The organism is Pseudomonas sp. (assembly GCF_030696055.1).
In the GTDB taxonomy this organism is placed as follows: Bacteria; Pseudomonadota; Gammaproteobacteria; order Pseudomonadales; family Pseudomonadaceae; genus Aquipseudomonas.
This window is the reverse complement of record NZ_JAUYNP010000010.1, coordinates 1-20,625: the sequence shown is the minus strand read 5'-3', so window position 1 is coordinate 20,625 and position 20,625 is coordinate 1. Positions and strand designations below refer to the sequence as shown.

Annotated in this window: 18 protein-coding genes and 1 pseudogene; 14 read left to right on the top strand and 5 right to left on the bottom strand. The window is 62.4% G+C overall.

Annotation, left to right across the window (positions count from 1 at the left end):
- The 10 genes and pseudogenes from Q8Q83_RS00600 to Q8Q83_RS00555 form a co-directional block, all read left to right on the top strand.
- Positions 1-362 (top strand): annotated as a pseudogene (locus Q8Q83_RS00600) (23S rRNA (adenine(2503)-C(2))-methyltransferase RlmN); the annotation flags it as partial.
- 12 nt (positions 363-374) lie between these two features.
- On the top strand, positions 375-1,133 hold the full coding sequence (gene pilW / locus Q8Q83_RS00595; RefSeq protein ID WP_305620205.1) for a type IV pilus biogenesis/stability protein PilW: 759 nt from the start codon (positions 375-377) through the stop codon (positions 1,131-1,133).
- Positions 1,133-2,131 (top strand): RodZ family helix-turn-helix domain-containing protein, encoded by a 999-nt coding sequence (locus Q8Q83_RS00590; RefSeq protein WP_305620203.1) that lies wholly within the window; start codon positions 1,133-1,135, stop codon positions 2,129-2,131. The genes pilW and Q8Q83_RS00590 overlap by 1 nt, the downstream gene beginning before the upstream one ends.
- Before the next feature lies 1 nt (position 2,132).
- A complete protein-coding gene (gene ispG, locus Q8Q83_RS00585) occupies positions 2,133-3,245 on the top strand; it encodes a flavodoxin-dependent (E)-4-hydroxy-3-methylbut-2-enyl-diphosphate synthase (protein WP_305620201.1) in 1,113 nt (370 codons plus the stop codon).
- A gap of 18 nt (positions 3,246-3,263) precedes the next feature.
- Entirely contained in the window at positions 3,264-4,553 is a 1,290-nt protein-coding gene (gene hisS / locus Q8Q83_RS00580; protein ID WP_305620200.1) for a histidine--tRNA ligase, read from the top strand.
- A gap of 235 nt (positions 4,554-4,788) precedes the next feature.
- Positions 4,789-5,370, top strand: coding sequence for a tetratricopeptide repeat protein (locus Q8Q83_RS00575; RefSeq protein WP_305620210.1), 582 nt, complete (start codon positions 4,789-4,791; stop codon positions 5,368-5,370).
- Positions 5,363-6,514, top strand: coding sequence for an outer membrane protein assembly factor BamB (gene bamB / locus Q8Q83_RS00570; RefSeq protein ID WP_305620208.1), 1,152 nt, complete (start codon positions 5,363-5,365; stop codon positions 6,512-6,514). The genes Q8Q83_RS00575 and bamB overlap by 8 nt, the downstream gene beginning before the upstream one ends.
- 128 nt (positions 6,515-6,642) lie before the next feature.
- Positions 6,643-8,115 carry a ribosome biogenesis GTPase Der gene (gene der / locus Q8Q83_RS00565; RefSeq protein WP_305620198.1) on the top strand — a complete coding sequence of 491 codons (1,473 nt, stop codon included), beginning with the start codon at positions 6,643-6,645 and terminating at the stop codon, positions 8,113-8,115.
- Between the two features lie 154 nt (positions 8,116-8,269).
- Positions 8,270-9,418 (top strand): pyridoxal phosphate-dependent aminotransferase, encoded by a 1,149-nt coding sequence (locus tag Q8Q83_RS00560; RefSeq protein ID WP_305620196.1) that lies wholly within the window; start codon positions 8,270-8,272, stop codon positions 9,416-9,418.
- Positions 9,406-10,200, top strand: coding sequence for an amidohydrolase (locus Q8Q83_RS00555; RefSeq protein WP_305620195.1), 795 nt, complete (start codon positions 9,406-9,408; stop codon positions 10,198-10,200). The genes Q8Q83_RS00560 and Q8Q83_RS00555 overlap by 13 nt, the downstream gene beginning before the upstream one ends.
- A gap of 23 nt (positions 10,201-10,223) precedes the next feature.
- Here Q8Q83_RS00555 and Q8Q83_RS00550 read toward each other — a convergent pair whose 3' ends face one another.
- Both Q8Q83_RS00550 and Q8Q83_RS00545 read right to left on the bottom strand, forming a co-directional pair.
- Positions 10,224-10,979, bottom strand: a complete 756-nt coding sequence (locus tag Q8Q83_RS00550) for an ABC transporter substrate-binding protein (RefSeq protein WP_305620193.1) — start codon at positions 10,977-10,979, stop codon at positions 10,224-10,226.
- Between the two features lie 199 nt (positions 10,980-11,178).
- Positions 11,179-11,556, bottom strand: a complete 378-nt coding sequence (locus Q8Q83_RS00545; RefSeq protein ID WP_305620191.1) for a MerR family transcriptional regulator — start codon at positions 11,554-11,556, stop codon at positions 11,179-11,181.
- Positions 11,557-11,633: 77 nt separating this feature from the next.
- Between Q8Q83_RS00545 and Q8Q83_RS00540 the strand changes: the two genes are divergently transcribed.
- A complete protein-coding gene (locus Q8Q83_RS00540) occupies positions 11,634-12,704 on the top strand; it encodes an SDR family oxidoreductase (protein WP_305620189.1) in 1,071 nt (356 codons plus the stop codon).
- A 26-nt stretch (positions 12,705-12,730) separates the two neighbouring features.
- Here the strand turns inward: Q8Q83_RS00540 and leuA are convergent, their stop codons facing one another.
- The 3 genes from leuA to xseA form a co-directional block, all read right to left on the bottom strand.
- Positions 12,731-14,401 carry a 2-isopropylmalate synthase gene (gene leuA, locus Q8Q83_RS00535; protein WP_305620187.1) on the bottom strand — a complete coding sequence of 557 codons (1,671 nt, stop codon included), beginning with the start codon at positions 14,399-14,401 and terminating at the stop codon, positions 12,731-12,733.
- 600 nt (positions 14,402-15,001) lie between these two features.
- The gene (locus Q8Q83_RS00530) at positions 15,002-15,826 is read right to left on the bottom strand and encodes a peptidoglycan DD-metalloendopeptidase family protein (RefSeq protein WP_305620186.1); all 825 of its coding nucleotides are present in this window, start codon (positions 15,824-15,826) and stop codon (positions 15,002-15,004) included.
- 52 nt (positions 15,827-15,878) lie between these two features.
- Entirely contained in the window at positions 15,879-17,258 is a 1,380-nt protein-coding gene (xseA, locus tag Q8Q83_RS00525; protein WP_305620207.1) for an exodeoxyribonuclease VII large subunit, read from the bottom strand.
- Positions 17,259-17,557: 299 nt separating this feature from the next.
- Here xseA and Q8Q83_RS00520 point away from each other — a divergent pair, with 299 nt between their 5' ends.
- The 3 genes from Q8Q83_RS00520 to guaA form a co-directional block, all read left to right on the top strand.
- Positions 17,558-18,109: a sugar ABC transporter ATPase gene (locus tag Q8Q83_RS00520; protein WP_305620184.1), complete on the top strand. Its 552-nt coding sequence runs from the start codon at positions 17,558-17,560 to the stop codon at positions 18,107-18,109.
- A 129-nt stretch (positions 18,110-18,238) separates the two neighbouring features.
- Positions 18,239-19,708, top strand: coding sequence for an IMP dehydrogenase (gene guaB / locus Q8Q83_RS00515; RefSeq protein WP_305620182.1), 1,470 nt, complete (start codon positions 18,239-18,241; stop codon positions 19,706-19,708).
- A 112-nt stretch (positions 19,709-19,820) separates the two neighbouring features.
- Positions 19,821-20,625, top strand: an 805-nt coding sequence (gene guaA, locus Q8Q83_RS00510; protein ID WP_305620180.1) for a glutamine-hydrolyzing GMP synthase, incomplete at its 3' end; no start/stop codon positions are given.

Here is a 20,625-nt window from a genome sequence, read left to right as displayed (position 1 = left end):
GTGTGCTGACCATCGAGTACACCTTGCTCAAGGATGTAAACGATAAGCCTGAGCACGCTGAGGAAATGATCGCACTTCTCAAAGATGTGCCTTGCAAGATCAACCTGATTCCGTTTAATCCCTTCCCCCACTCGGGGTACGAGCGGCCGAGCAATAACGCCATTCGCCGTTTCCAGGACCTGCTGCACAAAGCCGGGCACAATGTCACAGTGCGCACCACGCGCGGCGAGGACATCGATGCGGCCTGTGGCCAGTTGGTTGGCCAGGTTATGGATCGTACCCGTAGAAGCGAACGCTATATTGCGGTGCGTCAACTGAGTAGCGAGGCTGAAACGCCGAGTTCTGTCGTCAATCGAACTTAGGGGAGGATACCCATGACCTTGCGTCCTGCGCTGTTACTAGTGATTGCCAGCCTGTTGGTCGGTTGTGTTTCGACGGGTAATGTCGATCCCATGAAAACCGACAAAGGCCGAGACGAGGCTCGCGATGCCTACACCCAGCTAGGCCTAGGCTACTTGCAGCGAGGTGCCACCGAGCGCGCCAAGGTGCCGTTGAAAAAAGCCCTGGAGCTGGACCCTTCAAACGCCGATGCCCATGCCGCCCTGGCTCTGGTATTCCAGATTGAAATGGAACCCAAACTGGCGGATGAGCACTACCGCAAGGCCCTCTCGCAGCGAGGTGGTGATGCCCGTCTGCTGAATAATTACGGCAGTTTTCTGTTCGAGCAGAAACGCTATGACGAAGCCTTTGAGCGCTATCAGCAGGCCGCTCAGGACAATCTTTATCCTGAGCGTTCGCGGGTGTTTGAGAACCTCGGTTTGACCTCGTTGAAACTCCAGCAGCGCGACCAGGCCAAGACCTATTTCGAGCGCTCTCTGCGCCTTAATAGCCGTCAGCCTCGCGCACTGCTGGAAATGGCCGTGCTGTCCTATGAGGACAAGGACTATGTGCCGGCGCGCAGCTATTACGAGAGTTACAAGGCACTCTCCGAGCAGAATGCCCGTAGCCTGCTGTTGGGCACGCGTTTGGCGAGAATTTTCGAGGATCGTGACAATGCCGCGAGCCTGGGCTTGCAGTTAAAACGTCTTTATCCCGGTACGCCGGAATATCAGCAATACCTGTCGGAGCAATGATGAAAGCGGCGCATCCAGAAGTGCTAGCAGTTCCCCGCAGCAATCCGGGCGAGTCCTTGCGCAAGGCTCGTGAGAGCCGTGGCTGGACCATCGCCGAGGTGGCTGCCCAGCTCAACCTGACACCGCAGCGCCTCAGCCAGATCGAGTTGGGGGCATTCGATAAGTTGCCTGGGCATACCTTTGCCCGCGGTTACGTGCGCGCCTATGCCAAATTGCTGGATATAGATCAGAACCGCCTGGTGCTGGAGTTCGATCAGTTCACTGGAAGCGACGCGGCAGGCAGCAGTGTGCACAGTCTGGGTCGTATCGAAGAGCCGATGAGCTATTCACAGCGCGTGCTGCGCATGGTCAGCTTTGTGTTGCTGCTGGCGTTGGCGGGCTTGGGTTTTTACTGGTGGCAGGAACAGGCCGAACTAAGCGGCAAAGACTCGGCTGTGACCAGCATTGAGCAGGTTGAGGTTGAGGGTGCGGATGGCACCACCCAGATTCATCAGTTTGATGAGCTGGAGGACCAAGCCGTGCTGGCCGCTCAAGGCGACAGCGAATTGATTGCACCCGTGCTGCCTGAGGCGGAGGCGGTTAGCGAGGCTCAGCCAGAAGCTCTGCCCCAGGCCGAGGATGCAGTGCCAGCTGCGTCTGTTGCGCAACCCGCAGTCACTGCAAGCGCGGCCACTGAACTCGTCGCCGCAGCAGAGCAGCCGGTTGCTGCTGCGCCTCAGGCAGCTGTCGCTCAACCTGCACCAGTCGCGGTCGGTGAGGCGCGGGTCAGTGTGACCTACAGTGCCGATTGCTGGACTCAGTTGACCGATGCCACTGGCAAGGTGCTGTTCAGTGCCTTGAAGCGCAAGGGCGATACCCTGGAACTGGCTGGCAAGCCGCCATTCGAGCTGCGCTTGGGCTACGCCCGGGGCGCCCAGGTGAGCTACAACGGTGCTGTGGTCGATGTGGCGCCTTTTGTTTCCGGTGAAACCGCCCGTCTGAAGTTGGGTGGGCTCTAGCATGCATTGTGAGTCGCCGATCAAGCGCCGTTTGACGCGAAAAATCTGGGTGGGCTCGGTGCCCGTGGGCGGCGATGCGCCCATCGCCGTGCAGAGCATGACCAACAGCGATACCAACGATGTGGCCGCGACCGTGGCGCAGATCCGTCGTCTGGAAGATGCCGGTGCCGACATAGTGCGGGTATCGGTGCCGGATATGGACGCCGCCGAGGCTTTCGGCAAGATCAAGCAGCAGGTTCGGGTACCGCTGGTGGCTGATATCCACTTCGACTACCAGATCGCCCTGCGCGTGGCCGAACTGGGTGTCGATTGCCTGCGCATCAATCCGGGCAATATCGGCCGGGCAGACCGGGTGCGCGCCGTGGTCGAGGCCGCTCGTGACAAAGGCATTCCGATCCGTATCGGGGTCAATGCCGGCTCCCTGGAAAAAGACCTGCAGAAGAAATACGGTGAACCGACCCCAGCCGCGCTGGTCGAGTCGGCGCTGCGCCATGTCGAACACCTGGATCGTCTGAATTTCCCCGACTTCAAGGTCAGCGTTAAGGCTTCCGATGTGTTTATGGCGGTGGAGGCGTACCGCCTGCTGTCCAAGCAGATCGAGCAGCCGCTGCACCTGGGTATCACCGAAGCCGGAGGCCTGCGTTCCGGCACGGTGAAGTCGGCGGTGGGCCTGGGTATGCTGCTGGCCGAAGGCATTGGCGATACCATCCGCATCTCCCTGGCCGCCGATCCGGTGGAAGAGATCAAGGTCGGCTTCGATATCCTCAAGTCGCTGCGCCTGCGCTCCCGTGGCATCAACTTTATCGCCTGCCCGAGTTGCTCGCGGCAGAACTTCGATGTGGTCAAGACCATGAACGAGCTGGAAGCCCGGGTCGAAGACCTGCTGGTGCCGCTGGATGTGGCGGTGATCGGTTGTGTGGTCAACGGTCCAGGGGAAGCCAAGGAGGCGCATATCGGCCTGACCGGTGGCTCGCCGAACAACTTGATCTATATCGACGGCAAGCCGGCGAAGAAGCTCGGTAATGACAACCTGGTGGATGAGCTGGAAAAGCTGATCCGCCAGAAAGCGGCCGACAAGGTCGCTGCTGACGCCGCGGTTATCGCGCGCAGTTAACACCGTTAAGGAATTGAATTGAGCAAGTCCCTGCAAGCCATTCGTGGCATGAACGACATCCTGCCCGAGCAAACTCCGCTTTGGCGCTATTTCGAAGGTACTGTGGGCAGTCTGCTGGATGGCTACGGCTATCGGCAGATGCGCATGCCCATCGTCGAGTTCACCGAGCTGTTCAAGCGCTCCATCGGTGAAGTCACCGACATAGTCGAAAAAGAGATGTACACCTTCGAGGATCGCAATGGCGACTCCCTGACCCTGCGCCCGGAAGGCACCGCGGCCTGCGTGCGCGCCGTGCTCGAGCATGGCTTGGCGGGCGGCGGGCAGACCCAGAAGCTCTGGTATATCGGCCCGATGTTCCGCCACGAGCGGCCGCAGAAGGGTCGCTACCGCCAGTTCCACCAGATCGGTGTTGAAGTCTTCAATATCGACGGCCCGGATATCGATGCCGAACTGATCATCCTGACCTGGCGCCTGTGGGGCCTGCTCGGTATTCGTGATGCGGTCACCCTGGAACTCAATAGCCTGGGCACCAGCGCGGCGCGTGCGCTGTACCGCGATGCTCTGGTCGAGTACCTCAGTGCCCGTGCCGACCAGCTCGATGAAGACAGCCGTCGCCGCCTGACCAGCAACCCGCTGCGCGTGCTCGACAGCAAGGCTCCGGAAACCCAGGCGCTGCTGGCCGATGCGCCGAAGATGGCGGATTATCTGGACGAAGAGTCGCGTGTCCACTTCGAGGGCCTGAAGGCCCGTCTGGACGCTGCCGGCGTGCCTTATGTGATCAACCCCAAGCTGGTGCGTGGCCTGGATTACTACAGCAAGACGGTGTTCGAGTGGGTCACCGACCAGCTCGGCTCCCAAGGCACTGTCTGTGCCGGCGGCCGCTACGACGGCCTGGTCGAGCAGATGGGCGGCAAGCCGACCCCTGGCGTAGGTTTTGCCATGGGTATCGAACGCTTGGTGCTGTTGCTCGAAACTCTAGGTAAAGTACCGGCCGAAATTGCCCGTCAGGTCGATGTCTATCTGTGCGCCTTTGGTGAGCCCGCAGAGCTGGCGGCCCTGGTCATGGCCGAGCGCCTGCGCGATCAGCTGCCGGGGCTGCGTTTGCAGCTGAATGCCGGCGCGGGCAGTTTCAAGAGTCAATTGAAGAAGGCCGATAAGAGCGGGGCGCTCTATGCACTGGTCTTGGGTGAAGACGAACTGGCCCAGCAAGTGGTAGGTTGCAAGCCGCTGCGCGATCAGGGTGAGCAACAAAGTATCGCCTGGTCGGCATTGGCCGAGCATCTGGCAACCTGCACCAAGCAGGGTTAATACAGGCCGTTGAAAAACGTAGCGAGCGACGGTTAGGCAAGGCGAAATCAGCCGAGGAAGCGGAGTGTACGAGCTGTACATGAGCATTCCGAGGTTGATTTCAACGCCGCATAGCCTAGCGCAGTAGTTTTTCAGCGGCCTGTTAAGTGATTTAGCGAATAGGAGTACTGGGGTGGTTTCGCGTACCGATGAAGAAGAGCTGGCGGTAATCAAGGACTGGTGGCAGCGCAATGGCATGCCGTTGCTCACAGGCGTTGCGCTGGCGTTGGTAGTCGTCTTCGGCTGGCAGGGCTGGCAGAGGTACCAGGCCAGCCAGTCCCAGGGTGCTTCGCTGCTGTATCAGCAACTGCTGGAAGCCGCTCTGGACCCGAGCGGTATGCCGGATGCCGGTAAAGTGGCCGAGCTGGCCAACAAGCTCAAAAGTGATTTCTCCGGCACCCACTACGCCCAGTACGGCAGCCTGTTCGTCGCCAAGGTAGCGGTCGAGGCCGGCAAGCTGGATGACGCTGCCAGCGAATTGCAGGTGATAGTCGATAAGCCGGCCGATGACAATCTGGCGGAGTTGGCGCGTCAGCGTCTGGCCCGCGTACTGGCTGCCCAGGACAAGGCCGAAGCGGCGCTGCAGTTGTTGGACACCAAGGTTGAGCCGGCTTTTGCCGCCAGCCGCGAAGAGCTCAAGGGTGATCTGCTGGTCCAGCTTGGGCGTAACGACGAAGCCCATGCCGCCTATGAGAAAGCCAAGGCCGCGCTGTCGGAAGACGCAGCCGTTGGCGGTTTGCAAATGAAGCTGGATGACCTGGCAAAAGGGGATGCGTGACGTGATGCGCTGGAAGAATGCCGCACTGCTGGCCTTGGCCGTAATGGTTGTGGGTTGCAGCAGCAATAGCAAAAAGGAACTGCCGCCGGCCGACCTGCCTGACTTCGAAGAAGAAGTCGTATTGCATGAGGAGTGGAGTCGCTCGATTGGCGATGGCCAGGGTGAAACCTTCAATATGCTGGTCCCGGTAGTCGACGGCGAGCGCATCTATGCCGCGGACGTCGAAGGCCTGGTGATGGCGCTGGACCGCATGAATGGCGACGTGATCTGGAAAACCGAGCTGGAATTGCCGGTTTCCGGCGCCGTTGCAGCCGGCTACGGCCTGGTCGTGGTTGGCACCCTGAAAGGCGAAATAATCGCCCTGGACGCCAGCTCCGGTGAGGAAAAGTGGCGTGCGCGGGTGACCAGTGAAGTGCTGGCGGCGCCGGCGCTGAATGGCGATGTGGTGCTGGTACAGACCCAGGACGATCGCCTGATCGCCTTGGACATGAACAGCGGCGAGCAACGCTGGATTTTCGAGAACACCCCGGCCGTACTGACCCTGCGCGGCACCGGTAGCCCGGTACTGACCAACCGTCTGGCGATTGCCGGCCTGTCCACCGGCAAGGTAATTGCTCTGGATGCGCAGCGCGGTATCCCCGTTTGGGAACAGCGCATGGCCATTCCTCAGGGCCGTTCCGAGCTGGAGCGGGTGGTGGATATCGACGGTGGCCTGCTGCTGTCTGCCGGCACCCTGTATGCCGTCAGCTACCAGGGCCGTGTCGCCGCGCTGGACCTGGAAAGCGGCCGCATTCTCTGGCAGCGCGAGGCTTCCAGTTCGGTCGGCGTCGCCCAGGGTTTCGGCAACGTCTACGTCAGCCTGGCCAACGGCACAGTGGAAGGCATCGATGAGCGTTCCGCCTCGGCTCTGTGGAGCAACGATGCGCTGGCCCGTCGCCAGCTGTCGGCGCCGGAAGTGTTTTCCAGCTACGTAGCCTTCGGTGACCTGGAAGGTTACCTGCACCTAGTCAGCCAGGTGGATGGCCGTTTCGTCGGCCGCGAGCGCATCGACAGCGATGGCCTGCGCGCTCGTCCGTTGGTGGTGGGTGATTGGCTGTATGCCTACGGCAATGGCGGTAACCTGGTGGCTCTGACCATCAAGTGACCCACTGCTAACGGGCTTGGCTATGCTGCACAGCAATCAAGCTGTGCAGCCTGGCCAGTGCAATGAATTCCGGCCGCTGCCCATGCAGCGGCTTTTGTATTTTCTGAAATAACGAAGTGGAGAGCCTAATGGTTCCCGTAATTGCCCTGGTGGGCCGTCCGAACGTCGGCAAGTCCACCCTGTTTAACCGCTTGACCAAGTCCCGTGACGCGATTGTCGGCGACCTGTCTGGTCTGACCCGTGATCGTCAATACGGCGAGGCCAAGTGGCAGGGGCGAACCTATATCGTCATCGACACCGGTGGTATCTCCGGTGACGAGGAAGGCATCGACGCGAAGATGGCCGAGCAATCGCTGCAGGCCATCGAAGAGGCCGATGCCGTGTTGTTCCTGGTGGACGCCCGCGCCGGGTTGTCCGCCTCCGATCAGATGATTGGCGAGCACCTGCGTCGGCGTAACAAGCGCAGCTTCCTGGTCATCAACAAGGTCGACAACATCGACACCGACCTGGCCCGCGCCGAATTCTCCAGCATGGGCATGGGTGAGTCCCTGCCGATTGCCGGTGCCCATGGCCGCGGCATCACCCAGATGCTCGAAGCCGTCTTGGGCTCCTTCCCCAAGGATGCCACCGAGCCGGAAGAGGGTGAGGAAGAGGAAGTCGTCCTCGAAGGTCAGGAAGCCAAGCGCATTCCCGGCCCGAGTGAGAAGGACGGGATCAAGCTGGCGATCATTGGCCGGCCCAACGTCGGCAAATCGACCCTGGTCAACCGCATGCTCGGTGAAGACCGGGTGATCGTCTATGACCAGCCTGGCACTACCCGCGACAGCATCTATATCCCGTTCGAGCGCGACGAGGAGAAGTACACCCTGATCGACACCGCCGGCGTGCGCCGCCGCGGCAAGATCTTCGAGGCGGTGGAAAAGTTCTCGGTGGTGAAAACCCTGCAGGCGATCCAGGACTCCAACGTCGTGGTGTTTGTCATGGACGCCCGCGAAGGGGTGGTCGACCATGACCTCAACCTGCTCGGTTTCGTGTTGGAAAGCGGTCGCGCCCTGGTGATCGCCCTGAACAAATGGGACGGCATGGAGCCCAGCGAGCGCGACTACGTGAAGGTCGAGTTGCAGCGTCGGCTGTTCTTCGTCGACTTCGCCGACATCCACTTTATCTCCGCGTTGCACGGCACCGGTGTGGGCAACCTGTACAAGTCGGTGCAGGCCTCGTTCAAGTCGGCGATCACCCGCTGGCCGACCAACCGCCTGACCCAGATTCTCGAAGACGCAGTCGGCGATCATGCGCCGCCCATGGTCAACAACCGCCGCATCAAGCTGCGCTATGCCCACCTGGGTGGCGCCAACCCGCCGCTGATCGTGATTCACGGCAACCAGGTCGATGCGGTACCCAAGTCCTATATCCGTTACTTGGAAAACACCTACCGCCGCGTACTCAAGCTGGTCGGCACGCCGATCCGCATCGAGTTCAAGGGTGGCGAGAACCCGTATGAGGGCAACAAGAACACCCTCACGGATCGTCAGGTGAACAAGAAACGCCGCTTGATGAGCCACCACAAAAAGGCCGAGAAGAAGCGCAAAGACAAGCGCTAAGTTTGGGCTAGAGCGCTCTATAAAGGCACCTTCGGGTGCCTTTTGCGTTTCTGCTCGATCGGCTATCCTGCCGCATCACTAGCGCTCTGGCCGCCAGCTTTGTCGGTTGCGCCGAGCACCACGAAGCCCAGCATCGGGCCGGCTTGGAGTCAGCATGATTATCAGCAAACTGCCGAATGTCGGCACCACCATCTTCACCCGTATGTCGCAGCTAGCCGTGGAAACCGGCGCGCTCAACCTGTCCCAGGGTTTCCCCGACTTCGATGGCCCGCAAGGCTTGCGCGATGCGGTAGGTCGGCATATTGCCGCTGGGCATAACCAGTACGCGCCCATGACCGGCCTGCCGGCGCTGCGCGAGCAGGTGGCGGCCAAGGTTGCCCGCAGCTATGGCCGCACTGTCAGTGCCGATACTGAAGTCACCATCGTCCCGGGGGCGACCCAGGGGATCTTCTGCGCGATCCAGGCGCTGATCCAGCCGGGTGATGAAGTCATAGTCTTCGACCCCTGCTACGACAGCTATGAGCCCTCGGTGCAGCTGGCCGGCGGGCGCTGCGTGCATGTGCCGCTGGCTTTGCCGGATTTCACCATCGATTGGCAGCGCCTGGGCGAGGCGCTGAGCGACAAGATCCGCCTGATCATCCTCAACAGTCCGCATAACCCCAGTGGAGCGCTGATCTCGCGAGCCGAGCTGGATCAGTTGGCGGCGCTGATTCGCGATCGCGATATCTACCTGATCAGCGATGAGGTCTACGAGCATCTGGTGTTCGATGGCGTCCAGCATGCCAGCGTGCTGGCTCATGAGGAGTTGTATCGGCGCGCCTTCGTGGTCAGCTCCTTCGGCAAGACCTACCACGTTACCGGCTGGAAGACCGGCTATGTGGTGGCGCCGCCGGCCTTGAGCGTCGAGCTGCGCAAGGTCCATCAGTACGTCAGTTTCTGTGGAGTGACGCCGCTGCAATGGGCGTTGGCCGACTATATGGCCGAGCACCCGGAGCATGTCGAAGAGCTGCCGGCCTTCTACCAGGCCAAGCGCGATCTGTTCTGCGACCTGCTGGCCGACTCGCGCTTCGGCTTTACGCGTACCAGCGGGACCTATTTCCAGTTGGTCGATTATTCGGCGATCCGTACCGACCTCGACGATGTGGCCATGGCCGAATGGCTGACTCGCGAGCATGGCGTAGCGGCCATTCCGGTGTCGGTGTTCTATCAACAGCCGCCCCAGGACCTGCGACTGCTGCGTTTCTGTTTCGCCAAACGAGAGGAAACCCTGGGCCAGGCGGCGGAAAAATTATGCGCGATATAAGCCAATTGCCCGATCTCGAGCTGGTCCTGATCCAGACCGAACTGGCCTGGCAGGACCCCGCCGCCAATCGCGCGCATTTCCAGGCGTTGCTCCAGCAGGCCCGGGGCGCCGACCTGGTGGTGCTGCCGGAGATGTTCAGCACCGGATTTTCCATGGAGTCGGCAGCCCTGGCCGAGCCCGAGGATGGCCCGACCAGCCAGTGGCTCTGTGCCCAGGCCAGGCAGCTGCAGGCGGTGATAGCCGGCAGCCTGATTATCCAGGCGCGTGACGGCAGTTACCGCAATCGCCTGCTGTGGGCGCGCCCGGACGGCAGCCTGGCGCATTACGACAAGCGCCATCTGTTTCGTATGGCCGGCGAGCACCAGCACTACAGCGCTGGCGAGCAGCAGGTGCTGCTGGAGCTGAAGGGTTGGCGGGTCCGTCCGCTGATCTGCTACGACCTGCGTTTCCCGCTGTGGAGCCGTGATCCGCACGGCACCGATCTGCTGCTGTATACCGCCAACTGGCCGGCGGCGCGGCGCAACCATTGGAACCGCCTATTGCCGGCGCGGGCCATCGAGAACCTCTGTTATGTCGCGGCGGTAAACCGCGTCGGCCAGGACGGCAAGGGCCATGCCTACAGCGGTGACAGCCAGGTGCTGGACTTCCAGGGCGAGCCGCTGCTGGAGCCTGGAGCGGCGGATGGGGTGTTTCGCGTCACGCTCAAGGCCGCGGAGTTGGCGGCCTACCGTGAGCGTTTCCCGGCGTATCGGGATGCGGATGGGTTTACCCTGGCGGACTGAATGCCTGCGCTATCGCGCGAGCATTACTGCTTTAGGTAGTGGTCGTAGATCGCCTGATAACGGCCGCTGGCCTTGAGCTGTTCGAGGCCTGCATTGAAGTCGTCGCGGATCTGCGGGTCGCGGAACACGGGCCGGTAGTTCTGCGGGTCTTCCTCGGTGAATTGGTGCATGTCGATGCTCTTGGCCTTGAATAGGCTGGTGCGTTCGAGCAGCAACTCGAAGTAGCGATAGATGCTGCGATCGCTGAGCACCAGATCGTAGCGGCCCTTGTTCAGGCCGAGCACCTGCAGTTCCTGATTGTTCTGCTCGAAGTACAGGCCATCCTTCTGGCTGTCGGCCAGCCACTCGGGATAGCGCTGGGCGGCGCCCTGGAAGGCCACCACGCTGAGGCCCTTGATGTCCTCGGGCTTTTTGATGTCGAGGTGGCGGCTTTTCAGGCTGACGAAGACGTTGTAATAGATCACCGCCGGGTTGCCGTAGTGAGCGCCGGCTTCGCCCAGGTCCTGGCCCAGGTCGGTCATGGCGGCATCCACCTCGCCGCGGCGGAAGGCCAGGGGCACTCGGGCCAGCGGAAAGTAGCGCGGCTCGAGTTTATGTCCGCGAAAGCCCAGGGCCTCGCCTATCACTTCCAATTCGATGCCGCTGTCGCTTTCTGGAAAGCAAAAAGGCGGAATCTTCTCGCCGAAGGCCATGGTTACGGTGGCCGCCATGCTGGAGACGCTGCCGGCAAGCAGCAGGCTGAGGAGAAGCAGGCGGGCTATCCAGTTGAGTGGGAACATCGGTCTTTCTCCCGGCGGGCGAGCTATTGCAGTCTAGGTGATGGCCCGTCCGGGGGCTGGGGTGTTTGTCCCGCTGCTTGAGCGTAGGCGAGCCGCTCGGCTGCTTGGCTCGGGGCGGGTCGCCGTGTTGCTCGGCGCAGTGGTGATCAGCATACGGCCGATTGCGGCGATAGGCTAGGCGCTGCTGGCACTGCGCCAGCTATGCTTGCGCACGCATTGCCGCCTGGGCGGCGGCGCTGGCTTCTAGGCGTTGTTGTTCGCTGCGCAGGAAGGCGCGCAGCTTGTGCAAGTCGGCAATCTTCTGCTCCACCTCGGCGAGCTTTTTCGCCACCAGCAGCGCCCCTTGGGCACAGTCCAGCTGCTGCTCGCGGCGTGCTTGGAGAATTTCGCCTATCTCGCCGAGGGAAAACCCCATGTTCTGCGCCTGTTGGATAAAGCCCAGGTCGCTCAAGGTCTGTGGGCTGTACTCACGATAATTGTTGGCGCGCCGCTGGGCGCTGATCAGGCCCAGGCTTTCGTAGTAGCGCAGGGTGTGGCGGCTGGCCCCGCTGTGTTTTTCCAGTTCGCCAATGCGCATCCAAATTGCCTCTTGACTGTCGAGTATGCTCGACAGTTTAGCCTGCTGGAGTCATTTATTTCTCAGGTGGCTCAATTATGCATAAGCAGTGTTTTGTAACCGGCGGCAGCGGTTTTATCGGCCAGCATTTGGTGGCCAGTCTGACCCGCAACGGGCATCCGGTGACGTTATTGCTGCGTTCGCCCGCGGCCTTGCCGGCGCTGCGTGGGCAGGTCGACAGGCTGGGCGGCAATGGCCAGTTGCTCGGCGCCGTGACCGGCGACCTGGGCAAGCCGGGGTTGGGCCTGGATGCCGCGGCGCGCGAGCAGGTGCGTCAGGCGGCCGTGGTGTTTCATCTCGGCGCGCAGTTCGCCTGGGGCTTGTCCGTGGCGCAGGCGCGCCAGGTGAATGTCGAGGGCGCGCTGGCGGTGGCGGAACTGGCCGCCAGTCAGGCCAGTCGCCTGCTGCTGGCGGGCGGCTTTATGCTGGCCAATCACGAACACCTGCGGCGCCTCGGCATCGATCTGCAGGCGCCCAGTCGCACCGATTGGGCCACCGTCTATCGTCGTATTGGCGCCTATGAAGGCAGCAAGCTGGAGGCGCACTTCAAGGTGTTGGCGCGCATGAGTGAACTGAACGCGGAGCTGACGGTGGTGCACCCGGCGACTGTCTGCGGGCATAGCCGCAGTGGGCATATTCTTCCGGCGCAGCCTTTGGCCGGCTTGATCGGCAATCTGGCCGGCGGCTTATTAGGGGCCATTCCGGGGTCGCCGGCGCATTGGCTGCCCCTGGTCAGCGTGGATTTTCTCGCGGAACTGCTGCGGGTGGCCGCCTTCGATCAGGAGCAGGCGGGGCAGGAAATCCTCGCGCTGGATGCGCGCACGCCCAATCTGCACGGCATGCTGCAACAATTGGCGCAGACCTTGGGCGTCAGCGCGCCGAGCCGGCATCTGCCGATTCCCTTGTTGCGTTGGTTGTTGAAGATTCCGGGCCTGCCCAGGCTATTGCGCACCGAGCCCGAGTCGCTGGACTTTATCCAGACCACGCGCTTCGATACCGCCGCAACCCAGGCATTGGCACAGCGGCACCAGCTGCTGTGGCCGGATATCGCGCAGGCGTTGCAGGCCACGGCGCGCTATCTGGTGAATGAGCAGTTGAGCCGCGACTAAGCGCGGCTGAACCGTGGCAGCGTTACTTAGGCGGCTTGTTCGGCCGCCTGGTCGAGGGCGCGGTTCAGGGCGCTGAACAGGGCGCGGAAGCTCGCGGTGGTGAGGTTCTCGTCGATACCCACGCCATGCAGGGCGCGGCCGCCGCCCACCCGCAGCTCGATATAGGCCGCGGCTTTGGCGTGGGTGCCGGCACCAATGGCGTGCTCGCTGTAGTCCATGATCTCCACGGCCACTGGCAGGCCGGCCACCAGGGCTTCCAGCGGGCCCTTGCCGATGCCGCGCCAGTGCTGGCTTTCGCCCGTGCTGAGAACTTCTACATCCACCGCACTGGTGCCGTTTTCTTCCTGCAGGCGATGGCCTTGCAGCGCATAGGGTGCAGTGGCGTGCAGGTATTCGCGCTCCAGCAGTTGATGGATCTGGCTGGCGCTCATTTCCAGGCCGAGGCGATCGGTTTCCGTCTGCACCACCTGGCTGAACTCGATCTGCATGCGCCGTGGCAGGCAGATGCCGTATTCCTGTTCCAGCAGATAGGCGATGCCGCCCTTGCCGGACTGGCTGTTGACCCTGATCACCGCCTCGTAGCTGCGGCCGATATCAGCCGGGTCAATCGGCAAGTAGGGCACTTCCCAGATGCCGTTCGGGGCCTGCTGGGCGAAGCCCTTGCGGATCGCATCCTGGTGCGAACCGGAAAATGCGGTGTGTACCAGGTCGCCGACATAGGGATGGCGCGGGTGCACCGGGATCTGGTTGCACTCCTCGACCACCTTGCGCACGGCGTCGATATCGGAGAAATCCAGGCCCGGGTGAATGCCCTGGGTATAGAGGTTCAGCGCCAGGTTAACCAGGTCGACGTTGCCGGTGCGCTCGCCGTTGCCGAACAGGCAGCCTTCGACGCGATCGGCGCCGGCCATCAAGCCCAGCTCGCTGGCGGCCACGCCCGTGCCGCGGTCGTTGTGGGTGTGCAGGCTGATCAGCACGCTGTCGCGGCGGCTGATATGGCGGCCGAACCATTCGATCTGGTCGGCGTAGACGTTGGGCGTGGCCACTTCCACTGTGGTCGGCAGATTGAGAATCACCTTGTTGCTTGGCGTCGGCTGCCACACGTCCAGTACTGCGTCGCAGACTTCCACGGCGAACTCCAGGTCGGTGGAGGAGAAGATCTCCGGCGAGTACTGGAAGGTCCACTGGGTGCCCGGCTGCTGGGCGGCCAGGTGCTCGATGACGCGCGCGGCATTCACCGCGATGGCGATCACGCCGGCCTGGTCCTGGTTGAACACTATGCGGCGAAAGCTCGGCGCGGTGGCGTTGTACACGTGGACTATGGCCCGCTTGGCGCCCTTGAGCGACTCGAAGGTACGGGTGATCAGGTCTTCGCGAGCCTGGGTCAGCACCTGGATCGTGGTGTCGTCGGGGATATGCCCGCCCTCGATCAGCTCGCGAACGAAGTCGAAGTCGGTCTGCGAGGCCGAGGGGAAACCCACTTCGATCTGCTTGATGCCGACCTGCACCAGGGTCTTGAAGAAACGCATCTTCTTCGCCGCATCCATCGGCTCGATCAGCGACTGGTTACCGTCGCGCAGGTCGGAGCTGCACCAGATCGGCACCTGGGTGATGGTCTTCGACGGCCAGGTGCGATCCGGCAAGTCGATGGCCGGGAACGCGCGGTATTTGCTGGACGGGTCTTTAAGCATGCTCATGGGGCAATCCTTGTTAGCGGCGGCCGCAAGCGGCGGACCGGGCTGAATCTGAAAAAATAGGGCGGGGCGTTGACGTGCGCTATTAGCCACGCAGTCGCTGGCTGACCAGGCGCAGGGCCGGGGCCGTTCTCGGCCATTCTTGAAAAATACAGGCTCCTGGCATTTTTCCTACCTCCCCCATCCATGGGGTCGCCGGCGGGCTAGCGGTATTTCCCACATCCGTGTGGGTCTTGGCGTGTTGTCGCAGCAGAATAAGGCAGTGGATAGCGTTCATAGCGCCAACCCTAGCCAGTTGGGAAAAAGCGTGCAAGCGTGCTTAAAAAATTGGTGATAGATCGCGCTATGCAGTGATTAGAGCAATTTTATAGCGCTTTACCAGGCTGTGATTTGCCTGGATTGCGCCGCGCCGAAACAACAGTTAACGGCTAGCAGGCCGTTGAAAAATGTAGGCGAGGCAGCCGAGACAAGGCAAAAACAGGCGAGGAAGCGGAGTTTACGAGCTGTAAATGAGCATTCCGAGCCTGTTTTTAACGCCGTATCGGCAACGCAGGTAGTTTTTCAATGGTCTGCTAGGCGGATGGTCCTTGCCGCTAAAACTGCTCAGGGCTTAAAGGCGCCGATAAAGATCGCCGGGTCGACCCGGGCGTCATTCAGGCTGATATTCCAATGCAGGTGCGGCCCGGTGGCGCGGCCGGTGGCGCCGACTTTGCCGAGCACGCCGCCGCGGGGGAGTTCGTCGCCCAGTCGTACATCGATCGCGGACAGGTGGCAGAACATGCTGATCAGGCCTTGGCCGTGATCGAGGAAGACCGTCTTGCCGTTGAAGAAGTAATCGCCGATCAGTATCACCTGGCCGGCCGCCGGGGCCTTGATCGGCGTGCCTTGGCTCGCGGCAAAATCCAGCCCCGAGTGCGGGTTGCGTTCCTCGTCGTTGAAGAAGCGGCGCAAGCCGAAGGGGCTGGACAGCGGGCCGCCCACAGGTTTGTCGAGCAGCAGATTGCTCGGCTGGCGGGCGCTGAATTGCTGGTAGGCGCGGGTCTGCTCGGCCAGCTCACGTTCGATGCGCTTGAGGTTGGCGGCGTTGGGATTGACCTGCTGCTGATTCTTGAGGCGGATGCGCTGCTCGACGTAGTGCTTGCGGCCGACCTGGAAACTCAGGGGCTGGCCGTCGTTGACCTGAATCTGCTGGGTGCCGGGCTGGGTGGTCAGCGGCAGGCCGACTATGGCGATCCAGCGCTGCTGGTCTTCCTTGATCACCAGCAGCGGCTTGCCCTGGTAGCGCGCCTTGGGCGCACTGGCCGCCGGCCCCAGATCGACCACGGCCACGCCGCCGGGCACGGGTTTGTTTAGCAGGCGGCTGATAAAGCCTTCGGCATGCACGGGCAGGGCAAGCAAAAGGACAAACAATACTGAGAGAAAGCGCATGGGTGCCCCTATGTAGGGTGGATGACGCTTCTCTCATCCACCGTTTCCATCGTTAATCCAGCAGCGACAGGGTGGCCGGCTGTATATGGTTGTCTTCGACCCGCACATCCAACTCGCCCTGACCCAGGCGGGCTTTTAGGCGTTGGCCGGGGCGGGTATCGGCGGCGTTGCGGATGGCGCGGCCGCGTTCATCCAGCAGGATGCTGTAGCCGCGGCCCAGGGTGGCCAGGGGGCTTACGGCATGCAGGCAGTGCACCTGGCTTTGCAGCTGCAGGTGGCGCTGTTTCAGGCCTTCGCGCATGGCTCGTTGCAGGCGGTCGGCGAGCGTGCCCAGGCGCTGGTCCAGCAACTGCAGGTTGCGCTCCGGGTGCTGGCTGGTGAGACGGGTGTGCAGGCGCGCCAGGCGTTCGCGGCGGTTGTTCAGCTGGCGTTCGAAGGCCCGCGCCAGGCGCATTTCCAGATCGTCCAGGCGCTGCGCATGCTGGCGCAGGCGTTCGCCAGGGTGGCGCAGGCGCCGACGCAAGCCGTCCAGGCGCATGTGCTCGCGCTCCAGGCGGCTCTGCATGCGCATGACCAACCGGCGCTGCAGGCTGTGCAGGCGCTGCACCAGTTCGCTGCTGTCGGGGGCCAGCAATTCGGCGGCGGCGGAGGGCGTGGGCGCGCGTACGTCGGCGACGAAATCGCAGATGGAGACATCGGTCTCATGGCCCACGGCGCTGACGATGGGGGTTGTGCAGGCGGCCACTGCCCGCGCCAGCGACTCTTCGTTAAAGCACCAGAGGTCTTCCAGGGAGCCGCCGCCACGGGCCAGGATCAGCGCGTCGAAGCCCTGGCGGTCGGCCAGCTGCAGGGCGCGGACTATTTGCGCCGTGGCTTCGCGGCCCTGTACGGCGGTGGGGATTAGCGTGAGTTCGACCTGGGGCGCGCGGCGGCGGAATACGCTGATAATGTCGCGAATCACCGCGCCGGTGGGCGAGCTGATAATGCCGATACGCTTGGGGTGGCTGGGTAGGGCGACCTTGCGCTCGGCGGCAAACAGTCCCTCGGCGCTGAGTTTCTCTTTCAGCGCCTCGAAGGCCAGGCGCAAGGCGCCATCGCCGGCCGGTTCCACCGTATCGAGAATCAGCTGGTAGTCGCCGCGCCCTTCGAACAGGGACACCTTGCCGCGCACCTTGACCGCCAAACCATCGCGCAAGGCCTGGCGCACCTTGGCCGCGTTCTGGCGGAACAAGGCGCAGCGCACCTGGGCCTGGCTATCTTTAAGGGTGAAATAGATATGCCCGGACGCCGGCTTGGCCAGGTTGGAGATTTCCCCCTCGACCCAGATGCCGCCGAACACATCCTCCAGCAGCAGGCGCGCGCGGTTATTGAGCTGGCTGACGCTGAGCACTTCGCGGTCGAGGTTCAGGCGTTGGAAGGGGTCTTTGATCATGGCCGGCATAGTAAAGGCTTTGCCCGTGCAACTGTAGAGCCTTGACCCGTGGAACCAGGACATTAAGCTGCGCGTCTTTTAGAACCTGTTTACGATCTCGCGAGCTAGAGCCAGACAAGGCAAAAACAGCCGAGGAAGCGCAGTTTACGAGCTGTAAATGAGCATAACTCGCTGCGCTCGCCCTTCGGGTCGCGCTAAAGCGCGTTAGCCGCAAGCGGCTTGCCGAGGCTGTTTTTAACGCCGGATGGCCGACGCGCAGCAGATCGTAAACAGGTTCTTAGCGCAAACCGAGCCCAACCATGAGTGAGCAGCAAGCCATTATCGTGCCGCAGATTTCCAGCTTTCCCGGCCATGAAGCCAGGGCGCGGGTGATTGTGCGTTGGCTGGTGCAGCAGAGCATCATCGCCCCCGAACTGAGCACCTGCGGGCGCACGTTCAAACGCATGGCTTATGGCATTGCGCCGGGCGCCCGGCGGGTGGTCGAGCATCCAGAGCGGCTGCCGTTCGAGCAGTCGGTGCATGGCCTGGAAATCGTTTACAAGCGCTGCATCTATACGCCCACCGCGGGCTTTCTCGAAGAGGCGGGTTGCCCCGAGTGCCGGCGGGAGATAGGCGAAGCGCTGTTCGACAGCCTGGAAGAGTGGATGCCGGGGCATACCGACAACTTCAGTTGTCCGCTCTGTGGTCATGAAGACGACATCAACGGCTTCCTCTTTTTGCAGCCCTGTGGCTTTTCCAATCTAGGGTTTATCTTCAACAACTGGGCAGAGGCGCAGTTCAAGCAGGGTTTTCTCGACGAGTTCGCCGAGCGTTTGGGCTACCCGGTTTCGCTGGTAAAAGTTGACTTGTGAGTCAGTTCGGCGACGTTGCCGACCAGAATCTTAACTATCCCCAGGCGTAGCCTATTCTTTGCATTGAGTGCGGGGGGGCGTCTGAGTATAATGGCGCGCTTCCAATTTTCCCGTCCGGGAGCCCCCGCCATGCTGCGTATCAGTCAAGAAGCTCTTACCTTCGACGACGTTCTACTTGTTCCAGGTTATTCCGAAGTTCTGCCGAAGGATGTCAGCCTCAAGACGCGCCTGACCCGCGGCATCGAATTGAATATTCCGCTGCTTTCCGCCGCCATGGATACCGTGACCGAAGCCCGTCTGGCGATTGCCATGGCGCAGGAAGGCGGCATCGGCATCATCCACAAGAACATGACAACCGAGCAGCAGGCTGCCGAAGTGCGCAAGGTCAAGCGCTACGAGGCGGGTGTGGTCAAGGACCCGATCACCATCGAAGCCGAGGCCACGGTGCGTGACCTGTTCGACCTGACCCGCCTGCACAACATCTCCGGCGTGCCGGTGCTGAGCGATGGCGACCTGGTCGGCATCGTCACCTCCCGCGACGTGCGCTTCGAGAACCGCCTGGACGCCACCGTGCGTGAAGTGATGACGCCCAAAGAGCGTCTGGTCACAGTCCCGGAAGGTGCCGACAAGAACGTCGTGCGCGATCTGCTGCACAAGCACCGCATCGAAAAAGTCCTGATCGTCGACGACGCCTTCCACTTGAAGGGCATGATGACCGTCAAGGACATCGAGAAAGCCAAGGCCTACCCGCTGGCCAGCAAGGACGACCAGGGTCGCCTGCGCGTCGGCGCGGCTGTCGGCACTGGCGCCGATACCGTGGATCGCGTGGCGGCGCTGGTGGCCGCCGGGGTCGATGTGATTATCGTCGACACCGCCCACGGCCACTCCAAGGGCGTGATCGACCGTGTGCGCTGGGTCAAGCAGAGCTTCCCTGAAGTGCAGGTGATCGGCGGCAATATCGCCACCGGCGAAGCCGCCAAGGCCCTAGCCGAAGCCGGCGCAGACGGCGTCAAGGTCGGTATCGGCCCGGGCTCCATCTGCACCACCCGTATCGTCGCTGGCGTCGGTGTGCCGCAGATTTCCGCGGTGGCCAATGTCGCCGCCGCCCTGGCCGGTACCGGCATTCCGCTGATCGCCGATGGCGGCATCCGCTTCTCCGGCGATCTGTCCAAGGCCATAGTCGCCGGCGCGTCCTGCGTGATGATCGGCTCCATGCTGGCCGGTACCGAAGAGGCGCCGGGTGAAGTCGAGCTGTTCCAGGGGCGTTCCTACAAGGCCTACCGCGGCATGGGCTCGCTGGGCGCCATGGCGCAGGCGCAAGGCTCCTCGGATCGTTATTTCCAGGACTCTTCCGCCGGTGCCGAAAAGCTGGTGCCGGAAGGTATCGAAGGTCGTGTGCCGTACAAGGGCGCCATGGCGGCTATCGTTCATCAGATGATGGGCGGCCTGCGCGCCTCCATGGGCTACACCGGTTGCGCCACCATCGAAGAGATGCGTAGCAAGCCGGAGTTTGTGCGCATCACCGGCGCCGGCATGGCCGAGTCGCACGTGCACGATGTGCAGATCACCAAGGAAGCGCCCAACTATCGGGTGGGCTAAGCCCACAGCTTCAAGCGGCAAGCCACAAGTCAAAGCTGTCTGGCTGCCGCTCAGCTCCCTATAACTTGCAGCTTGCGGCTTGAAGCTTGCAGCTGCCTCGCAGAGGCACCCCATGGCTCACCAAGACATTCACGCTCACCGCATCCTGATTCTGGATTTCGGTTCCCAGTACACCCAGCTGATCGCCCGCCGCGTGCGCGAGATCGGCGTGTATTGCGAGCTGCATCCGTTCGACATGAGCGACGCTGACATCCGTGCCTTCGCCCCGCGCGGCATCATTCTCGCCGGTGGCCCGGAGTCGGTGCACGAGGCCGACAGCCCGCGGGCACCGCATGCGGTGTTCGACCTCGGGGTGCCGGTACTGGGCATCTGCTACGGCATGCAGACCATGGCCGAGCAACTCGGCGGCAAGGTGCAGGGCTCGGATGTGCGTGAGTTCGGCTACGCCCGCGTCGATGTGGTCGGCAAGGGTCGCCTACTGGCCGGCATCGAAGACCATGTCGACGATGACGGCGTATTCGGCCTGGATGTGTGGATGAGCCACGGTGACAAGGTCACCGCCATGCCCGAAGGCTTCCATATTCTGGCCAGCACCCCGAGCTGCCCGATTGCCGCCATGTCCGACGATCACCGCGGCTACTACGGCGTGCAGTTCCACCCGGAAGTGACCCATACCAAGCAAGGCGGGCGCATCCTCTCCCGTTTCGTTCTGGAAATCAGTGGCTGCGCGCCGCTGTGGACGCCGTCGAATATTGTCGAAGACGCCATCGCTCAGGTGCGCGCCCAGGTCGGCGGCGCCAACGTGCTGCTCGGCCTGTCCGGCGGGGTGGATTCCTCGGTGGTCGCCGCGCTGCTGCACCGCGCCATCGGCGATCAGCTGACCTGCGTATTCGTCGACAACGGCCTGCTGCGTCTGC